This is a genomic window from Macrococcus psychrotolerans, assembly GCF_038095555.1.
GTDB lineage: Bacteria > Bacillota > Bacilli > Staphylococcales > Staphylococcaceae > Macrococcoides > Macrococcoides psychrotolerans.
The window spans coordinates 642,178-665,997 of record NZ_CP124591.1; the positions used below are offsets into that span (position 1 = coordinate 642,178).

23 protein-coding genes are annotated in these 23,820 nt (G+C 35.4%); 20 read left to right on the forward strand and 3 right to left on the reverse strand.

All coding sequences use genetic code 11. The annotated features are described in order from the left end of the window. Nucleotides 1-49: 49 nt before the first annotated feature. On the reverse strand, nt 50-745 hold the full coding sequence (locus tag QA539_RS03355; protein ID WP_419895437.1) for a Crp/Fnr family transcriptional regulator: 696 nt from the start codon (nt 743-745) through the stop codon (nt 50-52). Between the two features lie 153 nt (nt 746-898). Between QA539_RS03355 and clpB the strand changes: the two genes are divergently transcribed. Beyond that, nucleotides 899-3,478, forward strand: coding sequence for an ATP-dependent chaperone ClpB (gene clpB, locus QA539_RS03360; RefSeq protein WP_419895438.1), 2,580 nt, complete (start codon nt 899-901; stop codon nt 3,476-3,478). A 56-nt stretch (nt 3,479-3,534) separates the two neighbouring features. On the opposite strand, the gene QA539_RS03365 is transcribed toward clpB, so the two are convergent. Then, entirely contained in the window at nt 3,535-3,729 is a 195-nt protein-coding gene (locus QA539_RS03365; RefSeq protein ID WP_120786550.1) for a DUF2929 family protein, read from the reverse strand. Between the two features lie 86 nt (nt 3,730-3,815). Between QA539_RS03365 and QA539_RS03370 the strand changes: the two genes are divergently transcribed. The 3 genes from QA539_RS03370 to fabF all read left to right on the forward strand — a co-directional run bounded on the left by QA539_RS03370 (nt 3,816) and on the right by fabF (nt 7,081). Continuing rightward, nucleotides 3,816-4,817 (forward strand): BMP family ABC transporter substrate-binding protein, encoded by a 1,002-nt coding sequence (locus tag QA539_RS03370; RefSeq protein WP_419895439.1) that lies wholly within the window; start codon nt 3,816-3,818, stop codon nt 4,815-4,817. A gap of 84 nt (nt 4,818-4,901) precedes the next feature. Beyond that, nucleotides 4,902-5,855: a beta-ketoacyl-ACP synthase III gene (locus QA539_RS03375; RefSeq protein WP_419895440.1), complete on the forward strand. Its 954-nt coding sequence runs from the start codon at nt 4,902-4,904 to the stop codon at nt 5,853-5,855. Continuing rightward, nucleotides 5,831-7,081 (forward strand): beta-ketoacyl-ACP synthase II, encoded by a 1,251-nt coding sequence (gene fabF, locus QA539_RS03380; protein WP_423245802.1) that lies wholly within the window; start codon nt 5,831-5,833, stop codon nt 7,079-7,081. Before QA539_RS03375 ends, fabF begins: the two co-directional genes overlap by 25 nt. A gap of 33 nt (nt 7,082-7,114) precedes the next feature. Here fabF and QA539_RS03385 read toward each other — a convergent pair whose 3' ends face one another. Continuing rightward, nucleotides 7,115-7,462, reverse strand: coding sequence for a DUF3899 domain-containing protein (locus tag QA539_RS03385; protein WP_219494250.1), 348 nt, complete (start codon nt 7,460-7,462; stop codon nt 7,115-7,117). Between the two features lie 344 nt (nt 7,463-7,806). Here QA539_RS03385 and opp3b point away from each other — a divergent pair, with 344 nt between their 5' ends. The 16 genes from opp3b to QA539_RS03465 all read left to right on the forward strand — a co-directional run bounded on the left by opp3b (nt 7,807) and on the right by QA539_RS03465 (nt 23,662). Further along, nucleotides 7,807-8,733, forward strand: coding sequence for an oligopeptide ABC transporter permease (gene opp3b, locus QA539_RS03390; protein ID WP_219494252.1), 927 nt, complete (start codon nt 7,807-7,809; stop codon nt 8,731-8,733). After that, a complete protein-coding gene (gene opp3C, locus QA539_RS03395; RefSeq protein WP_219494254.1) occupies nt 8,733-9,788 on the forward strand; it encodes an oligopeptide ABC transporter permease in 1,056 nt (351 codons plus the stop codon). Before opp3b ends, opp3C begins: the two co-directional genes overlap by 1 nt. A gap of 14 nt (nt 9,789-9,802) precedes the next feature. Continuing rightward, nucleotides 9,803-10,876, forward strand: a complete 1,074-nt coding sequence (locus QA539_RS03400; RefSeq protein WP_283721752.1) for an ABC transporter ATP-binding protein — start codon at nt 9,803-9,805, stop codon at nt 10,874-10,876. Further along, complete coding sequence (locus QA539_RS03405) at nt 10,876-11,931, forward strand: ABC transporter ATP-binding protein (RefSeq protein ID WP_283721751.1); 1,056 nt, start codon at nt 10,876-10,878, stop codon at nt 11,929-11,931. Before QA539_RS03400 ends, QA539_RS03405 begins: the two co-directional genes overlap by 1 nt. 184 nt (nt 11,932-12,115) lie before the next feature. Next, nucleotides 12,116-13,741, forward strand: coding sequence for a peptide ABC transporter substrate-binding protein (locus QA539_RS03410; protein ID WP_219494258.1), 1,626 nt, complete (start codon nt 12,116-12,118; stop codon nt 13,739-13,741). A gap of 266 nt (nt 13,742-14,007) precedes the next feature. Further along, nucleotides 14,008-15,741: an oligopeptide ABC transporter substrate-binding protein gene (gene opp4A, locus QA539_RS03415; RefSeq protein WP_283721749.1), complete on the forward strand. Its 1,734-nt coding sequence runs from the start codon at nt 14,008-14,010 to the stop codon at nt 15,739-15,741. A 63-nt stretch (nt 15,742-15,804) separates the two neighbouring features. After that, nucleotides 15,805-16,800 (forward strand): ABC transporter ATP-binding protein, encoded by a 996-nt coding sequence (locus QA539_RS03420; RefSeq protein ID WP_219494261.1) that lies wholly within the window; start codon nt 15,805-15,807, stop codon nt 16,798-16,800. Then, a complete protein-coding gene (locus QA539_RS03425) occupies nt 16,800-17,804 on the forward strand; it encodes an ABC transporter ATP-binding protein (RefSeq protein WP_219494263.1) in 1,005 nt (334 codons plus the stop codon). The genes QA539_RS03420 and QA539_RS03425 overlap by 1 nt, the downstream gene beginning before the upstream one ends. Next, complete coding sequence (gene opp4B / locus QA539_RS03430) at nt 17,785-18,750, forward strand: oligopeptide ABC transporter permease (protein WP_219494265.1); 966 nt, start codon at nt 17,785-17,787, stop codon at nt 18,748-18,750. Before QA539_RS03425 ends, opp4B begins: the two co-directional genes overlap by 20 nt. 10 nt (nt 18,751-18,760) lie before the next feature. Then, a complete protein-coding gene (gene opp4C, locus QA539_RS03435; protein ID WP_413474309.1) occupies nt 18,761-19,678 on the forward strand; it encodes an oligopeptide ABC transporter permease in 918 nt (305 codons plus the stop codon). Between the two features lie 10 nt (nt 19,679-19,688). Then, on the forward strand, nt 19,689-19,832 hold the full coding sequence (locus tag QA539_RS03440) for a hypothetical protein (protein WP_157891043.1): 144 nt from the start codon (nt 19,689-19,691) through the stop codon (nt 19,830-19,832). Between the two features lie 10 nt (nt 19,833-19,842). Next, the gene (locus QA539_RS03445) at nt 19,843-20,115 is read left to right on the forward strand and encodes a hypothetical protein (RefSeq protein WP_219494268.1); all 273 of its coding nucleotides are present in this window, start codon (nt 19,843-19,845) and stop codon (nt 20,113-20,115) included. 52 nt (nt 20,116-20,167) lie between these two features. Continuing rightward, the gene (locus QA539_RS03450) at nt 20,168-20,419 is read left to right on the forward strand and encodes a DUF2087 domain-containing protein (RefSeq protein WP_219494270.1); all 252 of its coding nucleotides are present in this window, start codon (nt 20,168-20,170) and stop codon (nt 20,417-20,419) included. A 1-nt stretch (nt 20,420) separates the two neighbouring features. Further along, nucleotides 20,421-21,986, forward strand: coding sequence for an ATP-binding cassette domain-containing protein (locus QA539_RS03455; protein ID WP_219494272.1), 1,566 nt, complete (start codon nt 20,421-20,423; stop codon nt 21,984-21,986). Nucleotides 21,987-21,990: 4 nt separating this feature from the next. After that, nucleotides 21,991-22,869, forward strand: coding sequence for an ABC transporter ATP-binding protein (locus QA539_RS03460; protein WP_419895442.1), 879 nt, complete (start codon nt 21,991-21,993; stop codon nt 22,867-22,869). Further along, nucleotides 22,862-23,662, forward strand: coding sequence for an ABC transporter permease (locus tag QA539_RS03465; RefSeq protein WP_219494816.1), 801 nt, complete (start codon nt 22,862-22,864; stop codon nt 23,660-23,662). Before QA539_RS03460 ends, QA539_RS03465 begins: the two co-directional genes overlap by 8 nt. Nucleotides 23,663-23,820: the final 158 nt, after the last annotated feature.

Genomic DNA, 23,820 nt, shown 5'->3' on the forward strand with positions numbered 1-23,820 from the left:
GAGAAAGGAACGAGGCTGAAAATTTATTTTCAGCCTCGTTCCTTTCTTCTTATTCGATGCGACATATATTAAGTGGACAATTTTCGCAGTTAATTTCATTCTTTAGATAGTCTAAATCTTTAATTGTAATTTTCTTGTTATTTGTTTCGATGATACCATTCTGTTTAAGTTCGCTGATGATGCGATTAACGCCTTCTCGTGTTGTGCCACCGAAGTTTGCCAGTTCATTGTTTGTCAGATCAATATTAAGTTTAATGCCTGCGTCTGTTTCAACGCCATACGTATTTGTCAGACGAATCAAAGTAGAGTAGATGGCACCTTTTTTCCCAAGAGTATAAAGGTCACGCAACTTATACTCTTGTTTTTCATTTTCATTTTGAATAAATAGCAGCCATTCATAGTTTAGTACTTCATCGTTAAGAATCGCAGTCTCAAATGTGGCTAAATCCATTTTATAGACAGTAGTCTTTGTTTTCGCCTTAGCAAAGAGTGCATGTTTCTTATTGCCGCAGAACAGGGTGTTCACACCGAACAGGTTACGTCTGCCCAGCAGTTTTAAATTGAATTCCTTGCCATCTTCAAGTACACGATGAATCACAACATTCCCTGATTTAATGATATAGATTGAATCAATAGGATCTTCTGCCTGAAAGATATATTGATTTGCATCGAATGTTTCTATCTTTCCCTCTTCCATAATGTAGTTGACGATACTTGTTGCTTCGTGAAATGCAGATTGAACCATTGTATTCACCTTCTTACGGATCTTTTTCAAATTTGTATTTATTATAACATAACAAATTTCAACTTCTATATACGAACCGTAATATTTGTATTCTATTATAAAACATTTTATAATAGTGTTATAGTCAAAGAAGGTCAAACAGGGGTGAATGACATGAATATAGAACAGATGACATTTAATGTGCAGAGTGCGTTAGAGCAAGCACAGCACAAGGCAAGAGAAGATAAATTGCAGGCCATTGAAAGTGAGCATGTGCTATTACATTTTGCTGAAACAGCTGATAGTATGCTCGTTACAGTGTTCGAGCGTGCGCATCTGGACATCTCTGGATATAAAGCTTTATTACAAGAAGCGCTGGACAAGAAACCTCGAGTAGAAGGGGATGTGCAGTATGGCCAGTATATTGCTAGTAATCTGAGCGAGTTGATGAGTCGGGCTCAGGCACTGATGACAGAAATGGAGGATCAGTATGTGTCAGCTGAACATATTATCCTAGCTGCCACAGAAGTTCATGAAATTACACGTAACTTTGTAGGGAATAAGAATGATGTTATTAAAGAAATCATAATGAATATAAGAGGGGGAAATCATGTGACAACACAAAATCCAGAAGTTCAGTATGAAGTATTGAAGAAATATGGACGCGATCTCGTTGAAGAGGTGCGTAACGGTAAGATGGATCCGGTGATTGGTCGTGATGATGAGATTCGCAATACGATTCGTATATTAAGCCGTAAAACAAAGAACAATCCGATATTAATCGGTGAACCGGGTGTCGGTAAGACAGCGATTGTTGAAGGTCTTGCACAGCGTATCGTGAAGCGTGACGTTCCAGACAGTCTATTAGACAAGACAATCTTTGAGCTTGATTTATCAGCACTTGTTGCAGGTGCGAAGTTCCGTGGTGAGTTTGAGGAACGTTTAAAAGCAGTACTTAAAGAAGTTAAGGAATCTGACGGTAAGATTCTATTGTTTATTGATGAGATTCACATGCTTGTTGGGGCTGGTAAAACAGATGGCGCAATGGATGCAGGGAACATGTTAAAACCGATGCTTGCGCGTGGTGAACTGCATTGTATCGGTGCCACAACATTAAATGAGTATCGTGAGTATATCGAGAAAGATTCGGCGCTTGAGCGTCGTTTCCAGAAAGTAAATGTTAAAGAGCCGGATTTAGAAGATACGATTTCAATACTACGTGGTTTAAAGGAACGTTATGAAGTACATCACGGTGTACGTATACAGGATAATGCACTCGTTGCCGCTGCTGAATTATCAGATCGTTACATTACAGATCGCTTTCTGCCTGATAAGGCGATTGATCTAGTCGATCAGGCTTGTGCAACAATACGTACGGAAATGGGCTCTAACCCGACAGAACTTGATGCGGTAAATCGCCGCGTGTTACAGTTAGAAATTGAAGAGAATGCATTGAAGCATGAAAGTGATGCGAAATCAGAAGCAAGACTGCATGAACTGCAAAGAGAGCTTGCAGATGAGAAAGAACGTCAGCAGATGTTAACTGCGAAAGTTGAGAAAGAAAAAGAACAGATCAGCGTTGTGCAGACTAAACGGGCAGAACTGGATGATTTTCGTAAGCAGCTGGAAGAAGCACAGAGCAACTATAACCTGGAAAAAGCATCAGAACTGCAATATGCGAAGATTCCGGCAGTAGAGAAAGAACTTGCTGAACTAGAAGCACAGCTGCACGAGGAAACGAAAGATACGGACCGTCTGATTCGTGAAGTAGTGACAGAAGAAGAAATTGGTTATATTGTGTCACAATGGACAGGTATACCGGTGAATAAGCTCGTAGAATCAGAGAAAGATAAATTATTACGTCTTTCAGATATTCTGCATGAGCGCGTCGTTGGGCAAGATGAAGCAGTTGACTTAGTATCTGATGCGGTCATTCGCGCGCGCGCAGGGATAAAAGATCCGAACCGTCCGATTGGTAGTTTCTTATTCTTAGGACCAACCGGTGTCGGTAAGACTGAACTTGCGAAAGCATTAGCAAGCACATTGTTTGATTCAGAGAAACATATGGTAAGAATCGATATGAGTGAATATATGGAGAAACACTCTGTGAGCAGATTAATCGGTGCACCTCCTGGTTATGTAGGGCATGAGGAAGGTGGTCAGCTGACTGAAGCAGTGCGCAGAAATCCATATACAGTTCTGTTACTCGATGAGATTGAAAAGGCGCATAGTGATGTATTTAACGTGCTGCTTCAATTACTTGATGAAGGTCGATTAACAGATTCACGTGGACGCAATGTTGACTTTAAGAATACGATCGTCATTATGACAAGTAACATTGGATCTCAATATCTGTTAGATGGCATCGACAATGGTGAAATAACGGAAGATGCCAGAAACAATGTTACAGCTGCACTTCATCAGTACTTTAAGCCTGAGATACTGAACCGTATGGATGATATCATTATGTTTAAACCATTATCCAGAAACGATATGACATTTATCGTCGATAAAATCGTTAACCAGCTGAACATGAGATTAATTAGTAACGGTGTACGCGTCCATTTAACAGACGCAGTGAAAACATGGATTGCTGATACAGCGTATGAACCACAGTTTGGTGCACGACCACTGAAACGTTTCGTTCAGAAGGAAATTGAGACGCCACTTGCTAAATTACTGATAAAAGAAGATTACGCTGAAGGTACGGAAATTACTGTAGATAGAGTTGATGGTGAAGTCGTATTCAGATAACGCGATATAAAGAAAGTACCAGATGATGAATCATCTGGTACTTTCTTATGTCAATATTAATGCTCTTCGTGGTGGGGTATCGGTTCATTCGGAATAATATGTGCAATAATAATTGCAAGAATACCAAAGATGACGCCCATGATTGATGCAAATGGTAAGTTAAGATCCTGTCCGCCACCGAGACTCATTAAAACGAAATTAATCATTTGAACAAGAATGAAAGCCCACACAAATGTGAAAATATAATTCATAATATTTCTCCCCCAATTTTATTCTATATAGTTTATTATAAAAGAGTAGCATAAAAAAGTATACCTTATTTTAGAAAGGAAATATTATGAATTATAAAGTTATCTCCTTAGCAACGGTCTGCGTACTTATTGTCCTATGTATTTATTCTATTATTCCGAAACATCAGGAGATTAAAAGTATCGCATATCTATCCAAAGAATCAGTTCATGACCAGACATGGGGCACAGAAGGATATAAGGGTATATTAAATATTATCCAGACACACAACGCCAACTTTTTTGTTCAGGAGAATCTAAAGACCGATAAGGCGGTAATGGATACGATTCGTCAATTTGCTGAGCGCGATGTCAATATTATATACGGGCAAGGCTCTGAATTTGAAGCAGTGTTTAATCAGGCTGCAGTGAAGTATCCGAAGATGCATTTTGTCTTTTTGAATGGGGAGAGTCGTGCCAAAAATGTATCTTCATTAAATATAGAAGGATATGCGATGGGATTTTTCGGAGGAATGCTTGCGGCACATGAGTCTAAAACGAAGGTGCTTGGAATTGTCGGGGCATTTAAAGGACAGCCAGAGATAGATGGATTTATAGATGGCGCCCATTATGAAGAAAAATCTGTTAAAATTAAAACAAAGTATATAAAGACATGGGGATATAATGGGTATGCACAAGCATGTACAATAAGGTTGATTGATAAGGAGCGTGCAGATGTGATCTATCCAGCAGCAGACGGGACAAATCGAGATGTAATGGAGATTGTTAAAGCACGTAATAAGAAGGCCATCGGGTATATTTCTGATCAAAGTTACTTAGGGGACTTTGTTATCGGTAGTACGACGCAGAATATATCGAAATTATATTCAGATATTGCTGATGATTACTATGAACGGAGACTTAAAGGTGGAACCAAAAAATACGGAATGAATAACAACATCACTGATCTTGAGATATCGAAATCTGTAGATGAAGTGTATGTTAAGAAACTCAAATCGGATATACAGAGATTTAAAGTGACAGGCATTCTTCCGAATAAGAAACTACCCCCGACATATCAGGAGAGTGCGTATCTGATTAAAGCAAGCTAAAAAGCACTTCTTTATATTGAAGTGTTTTTTATTATGTGATAAATTAGTACCAGATACTAAAACTTGATATAAGTGGGTGCTGTAATGAATGCAGGGATTATAGGGATTGGAACATATGTACCTGAAACGATTATAGATAATCATTATTTTGAAAACTATCTCGAAACAACAGATGAATGGATTGTATCGCGTACAGGCATCAAGGAAAGAAGGTTTGCAGATCAAGACATGGATGTCAGTGATATGGCATATTATGCTGCGCTGCAGGCGATTGAAAATGCAGCGATTAAACCGGAAGACATTGATCTGATTCTTGTTGCAACATCAACAGGAGACCATCACTTTCCGTCGGTGGCCTGTCAGCTGCAGCATCGTTTAAAATTGAGCAAAGTGCCGGCAATGGATCAGCTTGCAGCATGTACGGGATTTATCTATTCCCTTATAACGGCACAGCAGTTCATCTTATCAGGAAATTACCGTAATATTCTTGTTGTAGGTGCAGATAAACTTTCGAAAATTACCAATATGGAGGACCGTAATACTGCAGTGCTCTTTGGTGATGGTGCAGGTGCAGTGATTGTCAGTCAGGTCAGTGATAATTATGGTATTCAGGCTTATAGCTGGGGAAGTGACGGTAGCGGTGCATTTCATCTCTATGATGATAAAGCATCCGGGTACCTAAAGATGAATGGGCGTGAAGTATTTAAGTTTGCGGTGCGTATTCTTGAAGAACAGTCACAACTTGTTATGGATAAGGCAGGACTTCATGCACAGGATATTGATATGCTGATTCCACATCAGGCGAACACGAGAATCATTGAATCAGCGAGAGAACGCCTCGGACTCTCCGCTTCACAAGTGAGTACAACGCTCGACAAGTATGGTAATACTTCAGCGGCAAGTATTCCATTATCTATTGCATATGAATGTCAAAACGGTAAAATAAAAAATGGAGATCAACTCATATTAACCGGATTTGGTGGTGGACTGACATTCGGCGCAATCGCATTGATATGGGGACAGGAGGAAAAAAGATGAGAAGAGTTGTAATAACAGGTATGGGTGCTTTGACACCTATCGGTAACGATGTACAGACAACATTTAACAATGCATTAAACGGTGTCAATGGTATCGATACGATTACGCGTATTGATACGAGTGATATGAATGTGAAAGTGGCTGGAGAACTGAAAGACTTCAATGTTGAAGACTATATAGATAAGAAAGAAGCCCGTAGAATGGATCGCTTTACACAATATGCGGTTGTCGCAGCAAATGAAGCGCTTAAAGATTCTAAGCTGCAGATTGATGATGACAACAGCGATCGTGTTGGTGTCTGGATTGGTTCTGGAATTGGTGGGATGGAGACATTTGAGCTTGCACATACTGCGATGACAGAAAAGGGACCTAGACGTGTAAGTCCATTCTTCGTACCGATGCTGATACCTGACATGGCAGCAGGGCAAGTATCAATTGCACTCGGTGCTAAAGGGCCGAATGGCTGTACAGTGACAGCATGTGCCACAGGAACAAACTCTATCGGTGATGCCATGCGTATTATACAGTATGGCGACGCAGATGTAATGTTTTCAGGAGGTGCTGAAGCACCGATTACACGTATGAGCTTAGCAGGATTCAGTGCGAATAAAGCATTAAGTACGAACGATGATCCACATACAGCATGCAGACCATTCCAGGAAGGACGCGATGGTTTCATTATGGGTGAAGGCGCAGGTGTCGTTGTCCTGGAAGAACTCGAGCACGCATTAGCACGTGGAGCACATATTTATGCGGAAGTCGTGGGCTACGGGAATAACGGTGATGCCCATCATATTACAGCACCCGCGCCAAACGGTGAAGGTGGCACACGTACGATGAACATGGCACTGAAAGACGCTGGAATAACACCGAGTGATGTGGGATACTTGAACGCCCATGGTACGAGTACACCCATCGGCGATTTATATGAGACGATGGCCATCAAAGCAACATTCGGTGAATCAGCGAAAGATCTACTTGTGTCATCAACTAAATCGATGACAGGGCATCTACTCGGCGCAACAGGCGCTGTTGAGACGATTATTACAGCCCTCGCATTACAGACAGGGCAGATTCCTCCGACGATACATCAAGATACACCTGATGCGGAACTTGATCTAAATTATGTTCCGGAGAAAGCAGTGACAAAGGATATCGAATACGCCATGACAAACAGCCTTGGATTCGGTGGACATAATGCAGTACTAGTGTTGAAGAAATATTAATAAAAGCGTATGCAGCAATTGCTGCATACGCTTTTATAATATTAATAATAGAATGCTTAACGTTAGTAACAACGTAGATACAATAATTAATGGTGATGTAATTGGATATTTTTCACTTCTGATTGTAAGTGATTTATGTGAATCACTACTCTCGTCCATAGTAGATTTCACACTTTTAGGGGCCATTATATAATGGAATCTTCGAAATGAAAAGCCGATAATACTAAAGGCACCACCGGAATAAATCAAGAGAAGTAAACCAGCACACAAGCCTGTCATACCTATGATGAATAAAGCATTAATAAATGAAAAATGAAATATAAAAGTTAATAATAAAATAAAAAATAATTCAGTCAAAATTATATAAATAAACTTTTCCATATATTGTCCTCCTCTATATTAAATCTATTATATTAAAAAAATAAATATATCTAAATAATTATAACTATATATTATTATAAAAAAATATACTTAAATATGAGATAACGCGATGAACATTTGTTTATCTCATTATATTATGTTGTTTAAAGCCAGATAATTATTAAAAATCTTAAAATAGATATTGATATTTTGTATACATAAGTTTTATAATATAATTAATCTTCTGAAAATTTAGTTACTTTTAAAATTTAAATAATAATTGTACTACAAATATAGAAAAACAATTAAAAATATGTTGTAACTGTTTGAAAGAAGTATTTTATGGAGGAATGGGAGGCTTTTTCATGTTTAAGTATGCTTTAAAAAGATTATTCTACATGGTAATTACGTTATTTATTGTCGCTACAGCAACTTTCTTTCTTATGAAGTTAATGCCAGGGTCACCTTTTAACGATGAGAAATTATCTGCTGAACAAAAGCAAATTGTAAAAGAAAAATACGGGTTAAATGACCCATTACCAGTACAGTATGGTAACTACATTAAAAATGTTGCAACAGGTGATTTTGGAAATAGTTTCCAATATGATGGGAAAGAAGTATTAGATTTAATAATACCGAGATTGGGACCATCAGCGGAAATAGGTGCTTATGCTATGTTAATTGGTGTAACAATAGGTATCATACTAGGTATTATTGCAGCAGTTAAACAAAATACTTGGATTGATTATTTAGCAACTCTCTTTTCAGTAGTAGCTATATCTGTACCTTCATTTGTACTAGCAGTTTTACTTCAGTACTTTTTTGCTGTAAGAAATCCAATTTTTCCTGTTGCAGAATTTGATGGTCTAAAATATGCAGTATTGCCTTCTTTAGCACTTTCTGCAGGAGTAATTGCAACGATTGCACGTTATATTCGTTCAGAAATGATTGAAGTGTTAAGTTCTGATTATATAACTTTAGCTAAAGCAAAAGGAAATTCAACAATCAAAGTATTATTTGGTCATGCATTGAGAAATGCATTAATTCCAATTATTACTTTGATCGGACCAATGACTGTAGGTATATTAACAGGTGCATTAACCATTGAAACAATTTTTGCAATTCCCGGAATTGGAGATCAGTTCGTTAGGTCTATACAACAAAATGATTATCCTGTAATTATGGCATTAACTATTTTGTTTAGCTTTTTATTCATTACAGTGTTATTCATTGTTGATATTCTATATGGAATAATTGACCCGCGAATTCGAGTTCAAGGAGGAAAAGATTAATGACTCAAGAATATAATGAAAAATATATTAATCATGGCGATTTAAACCAATCATTACAAATACATCCTGGCTCATTTATACTTGCTGATAAAAATGAAATTAACGATGAAAAAATTGAAAGAGAATCAAGAACATTTTGGCAGGATGCATGGCTTCAGCTAAAAGCAAACAAAGGCGCTGTCTTAGGTTTGATAGGGTTAGTTTTGTTAACATTAATGGCACTTATAGGTCCGTTGATTAGTGGACATACATATAGAGAACAACATAAAGGTCATGAAAATCTTGCGCCCAGAATTGAAATCTTAAAAGATGTTAAATTCTTACCTTTTACAGGTGAAGATAAGGATGGGTATAACAAATACGAAGAAAATAATATAAAAGACAGTTATTGGTTTGGAACAGATAGGTTAGGAAGAGATATTTTTACTCGAGTGTGGAAGGGAACACAAGTCTCTCTATTAATAGGTATAATTGCAGCATTGTTAGATGTAGTGATAGGAATTACTTACGGGTCTGTTTCTGGATTTTTTGGTGGTGCAACTGATACTTTTATGCAACGTATTATTGAAATTATTGCATCTATTCCAAACTTAATTATTATGATTTTATTTGTAATTATCTTTGATGCGAGTATGTTAACAATTGTATTAGCAATGAGTCTGACAGGATGGATAGGTATGAGTCGAATTGTCCGAGGCCAATTTTTGAAGCTTAAAAATCAAGAGTTTGTTATGGCATCTAGAACACTCGGTGCTTCAAATTCGAGTCTAATTTTTAAACATATATTACCTAATACTTTAGGCCCAATTATTGTAACAGCTATGTTCTCTGTTCCGAGTGCTATATTTTTTGAAGCATTCTTAAGTTTCATAGGGTTAGGTATTCCAGCTCCGAATGCTTCATTGGGATCACTTGTAAACGATGGACGAAAAATGTTATTAATTGAGCCGTATCAAATGTTTGTACCTTCAATGATACTTAGTTTACTAATCTTATGTTTTTACTTATTTGGTGATGGTGTTCGCGATGCTTTTGATCCAAAAATGCGTAAATAAAGGAGGAAATGAAAATGGCAGAAAGAATTTTAGAAGTTAAGAATTTAAAAGTTTCCTTCGATATTAAGGCGGGGGAAGTTCAAGCAGTACGTGGTGTTGATTTTTATCTGGATAAAGCGGAAACACTTGCAATTGTAGGAGAGTCGGGTTCAGGGAAATCGGTTACTACAAAAGCATTGATGAGATTATTACCGACACCTCCAAGTCGTATTAAAGAAGGTCAAATTTTATTTGACGGAAAAGATTTAACGAAATTGAGTGAAAAAGAAATGCAAAAGGTGCGCGGAAAAGATATTTCTATGATTTTCCAGGATCCTATGACAAGTTTAAATCCAACAATGAAGATTGGTAAACAAGTGATGGAGCCATTGATTAAACATCAGAAATTATCTAGAGTTGATGCGAAATCAAGAGCTTTAGATATATTAAGACTTGTTGGTTTACCTAACCCTGAAGGTAGATTTAACAATTATCCACATCAGTTCTCTGGTGGGCAACGTCAACGTATAGTAATTGCAACAGCATTAGCATGTGATCCTAAAATATTAATTGCAGATGAACCTACCACTGCTTTAGATGTTACAATTCAAGCACAAATTCTTGAATTAATGAAAGACTTACAAAAGAAAATTGATACATCAATAATATTTATTACACATGATTTAGGAGTAGTCGCTAACGTAGCTGATCGTGTGGCAGTAATGTATGGAGGGCAAATTGTTGAAACAGGAACTGTTGATGAAGTTTTCTATAATCCAAAACATCCATATACATGGGGATTATTGTCATCAATGCCGAGTTTAGATACTGATGGTGAAACAGAGCTAAAAGCGATACCAGGTACACCACCTGATTTAATTAAACCACCTATTGGTGATGCATTTGCTCGACGTTCAGAATACGCACTTCAAATTGACTTTGAACAAGAGGCACCATGGTATCAAGTGTCTGAAACACATTTTGTGAAATCATGGTTAATGGATCCGAATGCACCTAAAGTTGAACCACCTGAAATGGTAAAACAAATGATGCGTCCAATATCAAGTGATTTTGATAAACCTATTCGCGTTGAGGGGGTTAGCTTTTAATGGTGAGTAAAATAATTCATAATCATTCAACAAATGAGAATGTACACTTTAAAGAACATATGGATGAGAACAAAAAAAATTTACCAAAACAAATAACGTCACAAGGATTATATGGTGATGGAAAAGAAAAACTTATTGAAGTTAAGAATTTGAAACAATATTTCAATGTTGGTAAACCTAATGAAGTACGTGCAATTGATGATATTTCGTTTGATATTTATAAAGGTGAAACTTTAGGTCTTGTAGGAGAGTCTGGATGTGGTAAATCAACTACAGGACGTACTTTAATTAAGTTATATAATGCAACAGGCGGCGAAGTAATTTTTGATGGAATTGATATTCAATCAATTAAGAAAAAGAAAGACTTATTAAAATTTAATCGTCGTATGCAAATGATATTTCAGGATCCTTATGCATCCTTAAATCCAAGATTAAAAGTAATGGATATAATTGCAGAAGGAATAGATATCCATAAATTGGCTAAAAATAAAGAAGAACGTGCTGATCGTGTGTATGAATTATTAGAAACAGTAGGATTAAACAAAGAACATGCGAACCGTTATCCACATGAGTTTTCAGGTGGTCAAAGACAACGTATAGGCATTGCCCGTGCACTAGCAGTAGAACCTGAATTTATTATCGCAGATGAACCTATTTCAGCTCTTGATGTTTCAATCCAAGCACAAGTTGTAAATTTAATGCAGAAACTACAACGAGAACGTGGCATCACTTTTCTGTTTATTGCCCATGATTTATCCATGGTTAAATATATTTCAGATCGAATTGGTGTTATGTATTTTGGCAAGCTTGTTGAAGTAGGTCCAGCTGATTCACTTTACAATAATCCTATGCATGAATATACTAAATCGTTATTGTCGGCAATTCCATTACCAGATCCCGAGTCAGAGAGAACAAGAGTCAGAAGAACATACAATCCGGAAGTTCATGCATATTCTCCAGAAGATAAGCTTGAATTGCGTGAAGTCGCCCCCGATCATTATGTTTATTGTTCTATTGAAGAACTTGAAAAATATAAGAAAAATTACAAATTATAGAGAAATATTAATAAGGAAGATGATTTTGATATTTCTTTAATAATCAAAGTTAAAGAGATATTCAAAAAATTATAGATATATATAATCAAAGGTATTGATTATCTGAAACTATTAAAATATAATTAATTACAAATCTTCTGAATATTTGCGCAGATGATTTAAAAAAAGTTGGGGGGATATATAAATGAAAAAAAGTTTTTCTTATTTACTTGTACTAATAATTACATTATCTGGATTTTTAGCAGCTTGTTCTGGAGGCAACAAATCAGATGATAAAAATGCTCAAGTATTAAACTTACAAGAAGGTTCAGATATACCAACACTTGACTCTTCATTAGCAACAGACGCTGTTGCATTCAATGTATTCTTTCAAGTAATGGAAGGACTTTATACATTAGATAAAAATGATAAAGCGATTCCTGCAGTTGCTGAAGGAAAACCCGAAAAGTCAAAAGATGGAAAAACATGGACGATTAAATTACGTAAAGACGCAAAATGGTCAAATGGAGATCCTGTAACAGCAAAAGACTTTGTTTTTGCTTGGAGAAGAACATTAGATCCTAAAACAGCATCTGAATATTCATACATTATGATGGATCTAAAAAATGCACAAGAAGTTAATACTGGAAAAATGAAACCAGAGGAACTAGGTGTTAAAGCTATAGATGATAATACTTTAGAAATTCAGTTAAATGACAATGTTCCTTATTTTGAAGAATTATTAACATTTGGAGTATTCCTACCTCAAAATGAGAAGTTTGTTAAAGAACAAGGTGATAAGTATGGTACTACAAAAGAAACTACTTTATTCAACGGTCCTTTCGTTTTAAATGATTGGCAAACTGAAAAATCATTTAAGTTAACACCTAATAAAAAATATTGGGATAAAGATAAAGTAAAACTTAAAGAAGTAAACTACAAAATCATTAAAGATCAAAATACTGCATTAAACTTATTTAATACTGGAAAATTAGATCGTGTAACATTACCAGCGGAGCAAGTTGATAAATATAAAGATGATCCTAAATTATCGACAGAATTACAGTCAACTACATTTTTTATCCGCATGAATCAAGAGAATAAAGATTTGGCTAACAAAGACTTAAGATTAGCGATTGCAAAATCAATTGATAAACAAGCGTATGTTGATACTTTACTTAAAAATGGTTCAAAACCTTTAGATACAAATACACCTAAAGAATTTGTTGAAAAAGACGGCAAAGATTTTACTGATTCATTAAAGAATAAATTATCTTATAATAAAGAAGAAGCTAAAGCACATTTCGAAAAAGCTAAAAAAGCTTTAGGTAAAGATTCGTTTACATTTGAATATTTAACTTATGATCAAGAAGAGTCGAAAACTGCTGGTGAGTATATCAAAGAACAATTAGAGAACAACTTACCTGGATTAAAAATAAATATTAAGCAGCAACCATTTAAACAGAAACTTCAATTAGAATCGAAAATGAAATATGATTTATCATTTGCTGGTTGGGGTCCTGACTATCCAGACCCAATGACGTTTGTTGACTTATATGTTACAGATGGAGGCCATAACCAAACAGGTTGGTCAAATAAAGAATTTGATCAAAAGGTTCAAGATGCAAAAGGTCCATTATTAGATGATATTGATAAACGATGGACAACGATGGTTGAAGCAGAAGATATTGTATTAGAAGAAGCTGTAATTGCCCCTATTTATCAACGTGGAGCTGCTCGATTAGTACAACCTCACGTTAAAAACTTTATAATTCACAAATTTGGAGCTGACACTTCATTAAAAGAAGTTTATATCGAAAAGAAAAAATAATTGACGATTTAGCAGTGGAAAATTCCGCTGCTATTTTTTATAAAAACATAAATATCAATATAATATAAAAAAACAAAAATTCTGAAAATAACGTTGACAGAATTGTCTGAAATCAATATAATTTATTTAAGCTAATAATTTATATCGGAATTCGTACATTATTCATTGGGTTTTCCATTATATGAATATAATATTTATTCATATAATGGAAAATCTAACACGATAAGTATAGATTCCAACTTTAATTCAAATATGGGGGGTATAACATGAAGAGAAAGTTTAAGTTTTTCAGTATTTTAATGCTTGCATTAGTTTTAGTACTTGCTGCATGTGGTGGCGGTAAGAAGAATGAAGACACAGGTAAGACAGGTGCAAAAAGTGGTAAAACAGAAAAAAGTGACGCTAAAGGCGGGACTTTAAATGTAGGGCTGAGTGCACCACCAGAAGGTAACTTCCAGTCTATCTTTGCAGGAAGTACGGGAGATTCAGAAGTTATTAGTTATTTCAATGATGGATTAGTAGATTATAACGATGAACTAGAAATGAAGCCTAAAATTCTTTCGTGGAAAGATAAAGGTGACGGTAAAACTTATGAATTCAAAGTTAAAAAAGGGATTAAATGGCAAGATGGTAATGAATTTACAATCAATGACTGGATCTTCACTTTAGAAACTTTAGCGGATAAAGATTACGATGGTCCTCGTTATACTGGTGTGGAAGATATTAAAGGTGCTAAAGAAAAGCACGATGGCAAAGCCGATACTGTATCAGGTATCAAGAAAATTGATGACTATACAGCAGAAGTCACTTTTGATAAGAAGAAAGTAAATAATTTATTAAATTTATGGACAGGCGCTCCAATCAGTGAGAAAGTCTTTAAAGATATTCCAGTAAAGGATATGGGGAAATCACCAGAAGTTCGTAAAAATCCAATCGGTATTGGACCTTTCAAAGTTAAAAAGATTGTTGACGGTGAGTCTGTTGAATTTGAAAAGTTCAAAGACTACTGGCAAGGTGAACCAAAAATCGATAAGGTTAACCTACGTGTAATTGAACAGACTTCATTAACCCAAGCATTAGAAAGTGGAGAAGTAGATATGGCTTCTGTTACTGCACCAATTGCTAAAGAGGTTAAAGAATCTGGAGATGAAAAACTTAAAGTTTTAGAATCACCTTCAACAAGCTACATGATTCTTGGATTTGTATTAAATGATTATGATAAAAAGACGATGAAAATCGGAAAAGAACGTCCGAAGTACCAAGATGTAAGATTACGTAAAGCGATGGCGCATGCAATTAATCGTGATGAATGGATTAAAGCATTCTTATATGGTTATGGAGAAAAAACGAATAGTTTAATTCCATCTAATCACTGGGTAGCAGCGGATAAAGATAAGTTAGAAGATTATAAATATGATACAAAAGAAGCAGAAAAATTACTGGATGAAGCAGGATATAAAGATAAAGATGGAGATGGCTTCCGTGAGGATCCTCAAGGTAAACCATTCGAAGTTAACTTGAAACATTATGCAGGTTCTAATCCGACATTCGAACCACGAACTGCAGCTTTAAAAGGTTACTGGGAAAAAGTTGGTTTAAAAACAAAAGTTCAAATGGTTGAATTTGGTAAGTTTGGTACAGATTTAGAGAATGCTGATAAAGACATGGAAGTGTATTTCAGAAGTTGGTCTCAAGGCGCTGATCCAGACCCATCAGGACTATATCGTTCAGATGCACTTTGGAATGAGTCTCGTTATAATAATCCAGAAGCTGATAAGTTATTAGATGATGCATTAGACTTTGACAAAGTTGGAACAGATAAAGAAAAACGTAAAGACTTATACGTGAAATGGCAACAATTAATGAACAAAGAATTACCAGTTATTCCTATGGCGGAATTAGTAGATACTACGGTAGTTAATGATCGAGTTAAAAACTTTGAAGTATCACTTAAAGGTACAAATCCATCTTATGAATGGGCTGTAGAAGACAAGAAATAATAAAAAAAACCTCGATCCTTATCGAGGTTTTTTTTAAGAAAGAAAGAATGAAGGTGGGAGAATATGAGTGATAGAAGAATTATAGAGGTTAATGATCTAGAGGTTGGATTCGATATCAAAGGTAAGTTCTACAATGCGGTCGATGGCGTATCATTTAGTATAGATCGTGGCGAAGTGATGGGCATCGTTGGTGAATCAGGATGTGGGAAATCTGTGCTTAGTATGTCACTTATGAAACTACTCCCTGAGAAAATTTCTAGAATATCTGGAGGAGAAGTTATATATAAGGGTGAGCATATTGAAAAGAAAACCGAAGAAGAAATCAACAAATTTCGTGGTAAAGAAATTTCGATGATCTTCCAGGAGCCGATGACTTCCTTAAATCCAGTTTTCACAATTGGAAATCAGCTGATTGAAATGATTCAATTACATTTAAAGTTAAATAAACAGCAAGCACGAGAACGTGCAATAGAATTATTAAGACAAGTTGGAATCCCTCGTGCCGACAAGATTGTTGATGAATACCCCCATCAGCTATCAGGTGGCATGCGTCAGCGTGTTATGATTGCGCTTGCTATATCATGTATGCCAAGCTTACTCATTGCTGATGAACCAACCACAGCTTTAGACGTAACTGTTCAAGCTCAAATTCTAGAATTACTGAAAGATGTTCAGACAAAGACGGATATGTCAATTATCTTTATTTCTCATGATTTAGGCGTAATTTCAGAAGTATGTGATACTGTTGCGGTGATGTATGCCGGACGTATAATTGAAAAGGCAACGGTTGCTGAAGTATTTAAGAACCCAAAGCATCCATATACTCAACTTCTACTTAAATCGATTCCGAAATTAGATGAAGAAGTAGAGCGTCTTGAAACGATTAAGGGCATCGTACCTTCCATCACGGAATTAAGATCTGAAGGATGTCGTTTTGCAGAGAGATGTCCATTTGCAATGGATCATTGTTATACAACTACACCAAGGGCGTCGGAGTTTGAAACAGGACATGTAGCATATTGTCATCTATATACTGACGCTAAGGAGGTTGTGAAGTAATGGAGAAAAAAACGATATTAGAAGTTAAAAATTTGAAACAGTATTATCCAATCAAAGGCGGTTTCTTTAAACGCACAGTAGGTCACGTAAAAGCTGTTGATGGTATATCTTTCAAGATATTTGAAGGAGAGACAATGGGTCTTGTCGGTGAGTCAGGTTGTGGTAAGTCAACAGCAGGTCGTACAATATTAAGGTTGCAAGATGCAACAGATGGGACAATCGACTTTCTCGGACAAGATATTACACAGCTCAAAGGTAAAGAATTAAGAGAAGCGCGAAAAGGATTTCAGATGGTCTTTCAGGATCCCTATGCATCACTAAATCCTATGCAGATGGTTGGAGATATTGTTGGTGAACCTATTAGAAATTATTACGGAAAAAAGATGGATGAAATTGAGGATGAGGTTAAGGATCTGCTCAATCGTGTAGGTTTAAATGAAGATGCTTATTACCGCTATGCTCATGAATTTTCTGGTGGACAGCGTCAAAGGATAGGAATTGCACGTGCACTTGCATTAAAACCTAAACTCATCATAGCAGATGAACCTGTTAGTGCCTTGGACGTATCCGTACAATCACAAGTATTAAATATTATGGATGATTTACAGAAAGAGTTTAATCTAAGCTATTTATTTATTGCTCATGACTTAAGTGTAGTGAAACACGTTAGTGATTATATTGGTGTTATGTATCTTGGGCACCTTGTAGAACAAGGGCCAGCAGATGAAGTATACAATAATCCACAGCATCCGTATACGAAAGCACTCATTTCAGCAATACCGGAGATCGATCCTGAAAAGCGTAAAGAGCGTATTATATTAAAAGGTGATCTCCCTTCACCTGCTGATCCACCATCGGGATGTCCGTTCCACACAAGATGTCCTGTAGCAAAAGCAGAGTGTAAGACGATTAAGCCGAGAAGTGTTCAATTAAGTGAAAGACATTATGCTTCTTGCATCTTACTAGAGGAAGGGAGTGCTATAGATGGTTCAGTTAATCATTAAGCGTCTACTATTAATGATTCCGTTATTATTTTTAACATCAATTGTTATATTTGGAATTTCAAAGCTTCAACCAGGAGATGCATTTACTGGGATGGGTGATCCTAAAAATGCTAAATCTGAATACATCGAAGCACAGCGTGAAAAGCTTGGGCTAAATGATCCGATTCATGTACAATACATGAAATGGGGTAAGAACGTAATTAAGGGAGACTTAGGTGATTCTATTCGTTATAAGCGACCAGTTATTGATTTAATAAAAGAAAGAATGCCGAATACAATACTGTTAGGTGTGGTTACTTTAATTATTACATATCTTGCAGCATTTCCATTAGGTATCATTTCTGGACGTAAGCCTTATACGTTTATAGATTATGCGGTTCAATTCTTTAATTATCTCATGCTTGCTGTACCATCATTTGTAGCTGGTGTGTTTGCAATTTATATCTTTGCATTCAAATTAGGGTGGTTCCCATTTTCAGGATCGGTAGCAATCGGGCTTGAAGATGGTTCATTACAATATTATTTAAGTAAGCTATACCATGCAATACTACCAGGAACAATATTGGGGATTCTGTCTACAGCAAGCTATGTTCAGTTTCTACGTAATGATATCATTGAAAATTCACGTAAGGATTATACAAGAACAGCACGTGCAAAAGGATTATCTAAGTCAAAGATTTATAATAAACATATCTTAAGAAACTCGATAATTCCAATCGTTACTTTCTTTGGAGCGGATGTATTGTCAATCTTTGGTGGGGCAGTTATCACTGAAACAATCTTCTCTTATCCGGGTATCGGAAAATTACTCGTAGATTCAATCAGTGGTAAAGATTATCCTCTGATGATGGCGTTATTACTATTCTTCTCTTTCTTAGGGTTACTTGCGAACTTAATCTCAGATATCGCATACAGCATTGTTGACCCAAGGATTAAGAGTAACTAGGAGGATGACTATGAATACAGTAAAAACTGAAACAGTAAACGTAAAACCTAAAAAAGTAGCCAAGTCACCTCTGCAAATTGCACGTGCAAAATTTATGAAAAATAAACTTGCGATGGGCGCATTGATAACTTTATTGACAATCTTTATTATTTCATTGTTATCGCCCCTTATCGCCCCATATGATCCGAATCTTCAGAACTTAGTACTTATTAAAGGTGATATGAGTCCGGAGCACTGGTTAGGAACAGATGCCGGTGGACGTGATATATTAAGCCGATTATTATACTCAGGACGCGTGTCATTAATCTTTGGACTTGTAACAACAGTAGGGTTACTCCTTATTGGTATATTGATTGGAATGATCTCGGGATACTACGGTGGATGGGTAGATACGATACTCATGCGTTTCACTGAGTTCGTAATGTTATTCCCGTTCCTACCATTCGCTATCGTATTAAACGCAACATTCAGCGATAAGATTAAAAACCCATACGGTTCAGCAATGATCTTAGCAGCAGTATTAATCGCGCTGTCGTGGGTCGGAATTGCAAGGCTCGTACGTGGTAAAGTGATGCAGGAGAAAGAAAATGAATATTTTTTAGCCGCAAAATCAATCGGAACACCAACATATAAGATTTTATTCAAACACCTATTCCCGAACATCTTAAGCGTTATTATCGTACAGGCAACATTATTATTCGCAGTACAGATTGTAGCAGAAGCAGGATTGAGTTTCTTAGGATTCGGTATCGATAAAGCTACACCGACATGGGGGAATATGTTATCTGACGCGCAAGAAGGGGATATCCTGCGCGGGAAACCATGGATCTGGATGCCACCAGCGATTGCGATTACAGTAACAATCCTTTGTATTAACTTCATCGGTGAAGGTATTAAAGATGCAATGAACCCTAAATCAAATCGATAGAGGTGATAATATGACAGAACATCACGATGACAGAGAAATTCGTTATGATGAAGACGAACTGATTACAGAGCAGGAAGTGTCTGAAGAAGAAATCACAGAACGAAAGATCGAAATTGAAGAAGAAATCATTGAACATGATCGTAAGTTGATTTAGGAGTGAGGATATGAAAGTAGATATTACTGGAAATCATGACATTATTTCAAATCCATTACTTGTGCCGTCTGTTATTCAGATAATTGCACTTAAAAATGCATTAGTTACAGGTATAGGACTATTACAAAATCATGAAAAACAAGATGATAGAATTTCAATAGATTTACATCATGATGGAGAAGTTGAAGAGACCACTCTATTGGAATTTAAAACTCAACTTGAGCAGATGCTCATAAGTTATTTCAAGTTTGCAAAATTTGAAGTAATAGTTGAAGTACTTTGAAAATAAGCGACTGATAACATAATCAGTCGCTTATTTTTATAAGGAGATTTATATGGAAGATTTAAGGTTAAGATTTTTCAAAAATAATAAACTGGTACAAATTCCAAAGAAAGAAAAAGATAAAATATTATTGTTCGATTGGTTTGTCACTCTGTTTAATCATACTAAAACGTATTCAGAAAAAGAAATCAATGAAATAATCAAAGCATACTACGATGATTATGCAATAATCAGAAGGTACATGGTAGATTACGGATATTTGAAACGAACAGATGATGGGAAGTGCTATGAAAGGGTGAAGTGAGGTGGACGGTCTTTTTAAAGAAAATAAGAAGCTTTTAATCATTACTTTTATTTTTACTTTAATAACTGCACTGCTGACAGTATCTGTACCATTACTGCTTACAACTGTATTTGGTGAGAATTATAATATCAATAAAAGCACGCTTTGGTTAGTCATCATTTTCATGTTCATAACATACGTCATTCAAATTGTCATGGTGTATATTAGAGAGCATTTTGCCTATTCGTTTAATGTAAGCCATACGCATAAATTGTATCGACTGATGCATAAAATGAACTATGATGATCTACTTCAAAAAGAACCGACATATCTTATTGACCGATTTGCTATGATTGTAAACAGTTTCTATATGTTTATCGCAAATAGCATTACCAGTTTAATGAGCAATATTATTATTTTGCTTGTATGCCTTGCGATTGTACTGAAAATTAATTTATGGCTTGCAGTCATATTGTTTATACTGATTCCTATCAACTACTTTGGATATAAACTGATCAATAAAAAATTGATGGAAAAAAGTAAGGTTATGCAGCAGCAGACATCTACAGGGTATAAAGAAATCATTGGTGTATTTAATAATGTTGATATGATTAAACAAGCGACATATGAACGTATAGAAAATTTAATCAGACCTTCTGTTCATCGTATATTTCATTCGATGAAAGAAGTAAATAAATTCGCGCAAAGCACGAGTTTAATGATTAAGTTATTAAACAGCTTTATTCAGAATATGATGTATTTTGTACTCGCTTATTTTATCTATACAGGACAGACTGAAGTAAGTGCGCTTGTTATTGTGAGTATCGTATTACCGATATACTTTGTATCATTACAAGCATTTACAAGTATCAACTTAGAATATCGTGATATGCAGGTGTCCAATGAATTTATTACAGATGAAATTTTGCCTGTAGTTGAAAAAGAAGGACATAAAAGCATTGATGGAATTGATAAAATAACAATTAAAGATGCAACTGTTAAAATTGGCGATCGTATCTTTCAATACCATGTGGACGAGACATTTAACAAAGGTGATATCGTCTTTGTTACAGGCACGTCAGGAAGTGGGAAGAGTACATTGATGAAGAGCTTATTAAAGTATAGAACAAGTTCAGGCGTAATGATTAATGAACAAAGTGTCAATGAACTTAATAATCAAAATTTACGTGAACATATTTATTATCTTTCTCAGGATAGTTCCATATTACCGATATCAATCAAGCATAATATCGCATTCGGGAAAGATGAAAGTGCGATTGACTGGGATATGATGAGCGGTCTGGATGTATTACAGTCAGTATTAACACATCATAATTTAGATGAAGTTATCTATGAAAAAGGTACGAACTTCTCAGGTGGAGAAAAGCAGCGTATTATGATTTCACGACTATTCCATGAACAGGTAGACTGTGTCATTTTAGATGAGGTGACAAGTAACATTGATAAAGCCTCACAGCAGATGATTCTGGAATCAGTGTTAAAGTATTGTAATGACAAAATTGTATTTATAATCTCTCATGATCCGGAGGTCGAACGATTTACAAATAGAACGTTAAAGGTGGGGTGACGAAGTGCTTGCACTGGAAGTTCAAAATTTAAGTAAAGTATTTAAAAATAAGAATGATGTTGTAAATGCGGTAGATAATGTGTCTTTTAGTATTCAAAAAGGAAAGATAACTTGTCTGCTCGGTGAAAATGGTGCTGGGAAGTCTACATTAATTAAATGCCTTGTAGATTTGATTATTCCGGATAGGGGAACGATTCATTACCATATTGGTAATAATCCATTATCTCAGATAGGATGTATTCTAGAAGGAGAACGAAACGTTTATTATTATTTAACGGTGTACGATAATTTGTTCTATTTTGGCAAGTTAAATAAATTAAGACGTAATCAATTGAATCATCGAATTGATGAAGTGCTTGAGGTATTAGATTTATCGCATAAGAAATTTACTTATGTAGCAGAATTATCGAGAGGGATGCAACAAAAAGTTGCGTTAGCAATAGTTATGATTCGCGATCCTGAGCTCCTTATACTTGATGAACCTACACTTGGCTTAGATGTGCAATCTACAAATAGTTTGATGGAATACTTATTGAAGTTAACGAATGCAGGAAAGACCATCATCTTAACGACACATCAAATGGACGTTGCCGAACAGCTCGCTGATCAAATCATCTTATATAAGGATGGTCGTATTATAAAAGACATATCTAAACAGGAATTATTTGCTTCATTTCAAAATGAATCTTATGTAAATATCGTTACTGATAAGAAAGTAACAGGATATATAAGCGAAGATATGATCTATCGAATAGATATGAATATATTATCGAAATTTATACAGAAAGCAAATGAACAAAATATTCAAATCAAAGAAATCACGACCGAGAGACAAGATTTGAAATCGATATTTGTACAAGTGATAGGTGAGTATGATGATTGATATACTATATGCAGAATTTATCAAGTTTAAAGGAATGTTCAAGCGATATTATGTGGATTCTATTGCTGAAATTATTTCATATTTGATATTATTTTCTGGTCTTACTTATGCAGTAGTGACAAGGGATAGTGGGAATAGCAATATTGTTGCACAGTTATTGATAGGAATATTTGTATGGTATATCGGTATCAATGCAATCGCAATATTTACTTTTATATTACAAGAGGAGATGCAGCTGGGAACTCTTGAACAAATTTTTCTGACCAAGACAAATTTAAATTTAATGCTGCTTGGTCGAGCAATTGCAACGTTTATTTTTGATGCAATTGGAGGCATAATACTGTCATCGGGAACATTATTGTTTATCTTTATCTTCTCACCTGATTTAGTTAAAGGACACTTTAATCTTATACCGTTACTCAATCCATTAATGATACTTATATTAATATTGACGATGTTAGGAATATATGGGTTTTCATTTTTGTTAGCTGGTCTATCCATTATTTTTAAAAGAATATCTGCGATTACTGTTATTTTGAATTATATATTTTTATTTTTTACGGGTGTATTAGTTAGTGGCAATAATTTACCGTTCGTATTAGATATTTTTTCAAAATGTTTACCGATAACATGGGGTATTATTAATATCAATGCTATATTTGATGGAACTGTTTCAATAGGTGAGATAATAATGCTCATTATTAATTCGTTTGTATATTTTGTAATTGGTGTGATAGTGTTTAATCGTTTGTCATATTATGCAAGAAAGAAAGGATCACTCAATCAATATTGAGATGCACGTATGCATGATGGATGGTGCTTAATGGTAAGATTCTGCATTTACTAGAGTATGTTTGATCACAACTACTCGGAAACGCCCAAATACTCATCTGTTTGTGCACAAAATGCCCAAACACTAACCTATATGGGCACAACACTATGAAAACGCCT

What these genes read in the sequence shown, in the direction of transcription:
- QA539_RS03355 (WP_419895437.1), bottom strand. Translation starts at nt 745, where the DNA reads ATGGTTCAATCTGCATTTCACGAAGCAACAAGTATCGTCAACTACATT.
- opp4A (WP_283721749.1), top strand. Translation starts at nt 14,008, where the DNA reads ATGAAGAGAAAGTTTAAGTTTTTCAGTATTTTAATGCTTGCATTAGTT.
- opp3C (WP_219494254.1), top strand. Translation starts at nt 8,733, where the DNA reads ATGACTCAAGAATATAATGAAAAATATATTAATCATGGCGATTTAAAC.
- QA539_RS03375 (WP_419895440.1), top strand. Translation starts at nt 4,902, where the DNA reads ATGAATGCAGGGATTATAGGGATTGGAACATATGTACCTGAAACGATT.
- QA539_RS03450 (WP_219494270.1), top strand. Translation starts at nt 20,168, where the DNA reads ATGGAAGATTTAAGGTTAAGATTTTTCAAAAATAATAAACTGGTACAA.
- QA539_RS03400 (WP_283721752.1), top strand. Translation starts at nt 9,803, where the DNA reads ATGGCAGAAAGAATTTTAGAAGTTAAGAATTTAAAAGTTTCCTTCGAT.
- opp4C (WP_413474309.1), top strand. Translation starts at nt 18,761, where the DNA reads ATGAATACAGTAAAAACTGAAACAGTAAACGTAAAACCTAAAAAAGTA.
- fabF (WP_423245802.1), top strand. Translation starts at nt 5,831, where the DNA reads ATGGGGACAGGAGGAAAAAAGATGAGAAGAGTTGTAATAACAGGTATG.
- opp4B (WP_219494265.1), top strand. Translation starts at nt 17,785, where the DNA reads ATGGTTCAGTTAATCATTAAGCGTCTACTATTAATGATTCCGTTATTA.
- QA539_RS03465 (WP_219494816.1), top strand. Translation starts at nt 22,862, where the DNA reads ATGATTGATATACTATATGCAGAATTTATCAAGTTTAAAGGAATGTTC.
- QA539_RS03425 (WP_219494263.1), top strand. Translation starts at nt 16,800, where the DNA reads ATGGAGAAAAAAACGATATTAGAAGTTAAAAATTTGAAACAGTATTAT.
- QA539_RS03365 (WP_120786550.1), bottom strand. Translation starts at nt 3,729, where the DNA reads ATGAATTATATTTTCACATTTGTGTGGGCTTTCATTCTTGTTCAAATG.
- QA539_RS03405 (WP_283721751.1), top strand. Translation starts at nt 10,876, where the DNA reads ATGGTGAGTAAAATAATTCATAATCATTCAACAAATGAGAATGTACAC.
- QA539_RS03445 (WP_219494268.1), top strand. Translation starts at nt 19,843, where the DNA reads ATGAAAGTAGATATTACTGGAAATCATGACATTATTTCAAATCCATTA.
- QA539_RS03370 (WP_419895439.1), top strand. Translation starts at nt 3,816, where the DNA reads ATGAATTATAAAGTTATCTCCTTAGCAACGGTCTGCGTACTTATTGTC.
- QA539_RS03385 (WP_219494250.1), bottom strand. Translation starts at nt 7,462, where the DNA reads ATGGAAAAGTTTATTTATATAATTTTGACTGAATTATTTTTTATTTTA.
- QA539_RS03410 (WP_219494258.1), top strand. Translation starts at nt 12,116, where the DNA reads ATGAAAAAAAGTTTTTCTTATTTACTTGTACTAATAATTACATTATCT.
- clpB (WP_419895438.1), top strand. Translation starts at nt 899, where the DNA reads ATGAATATAGAACAGATGACATTTAATGTGCAGAGTGCGTTAGAGCAA.
- QA539_RS03440 (WP_157891043.1), top strand. Translation starts at nt 19,689, where the DNA reads ATGACAGAACATCACGATGACAGAGAAATTCGTTATGATGAAGACGAA.
- QA539_RS03420 (WP_219494261.1), top strand. Translation starts at nt 15,805, where the DNA reads ATGAGTGATAGAAGAATTATAGAGGTTAATGATCTAGAGGTTGGATTC.
- opp3b (WP_219494252.1), top strand. Translation starts at nt 7,807, where the DNA reads ATGTTTAAGTATGCTTTAAAAAGATTATTCTACATGGTAATTACGTTA.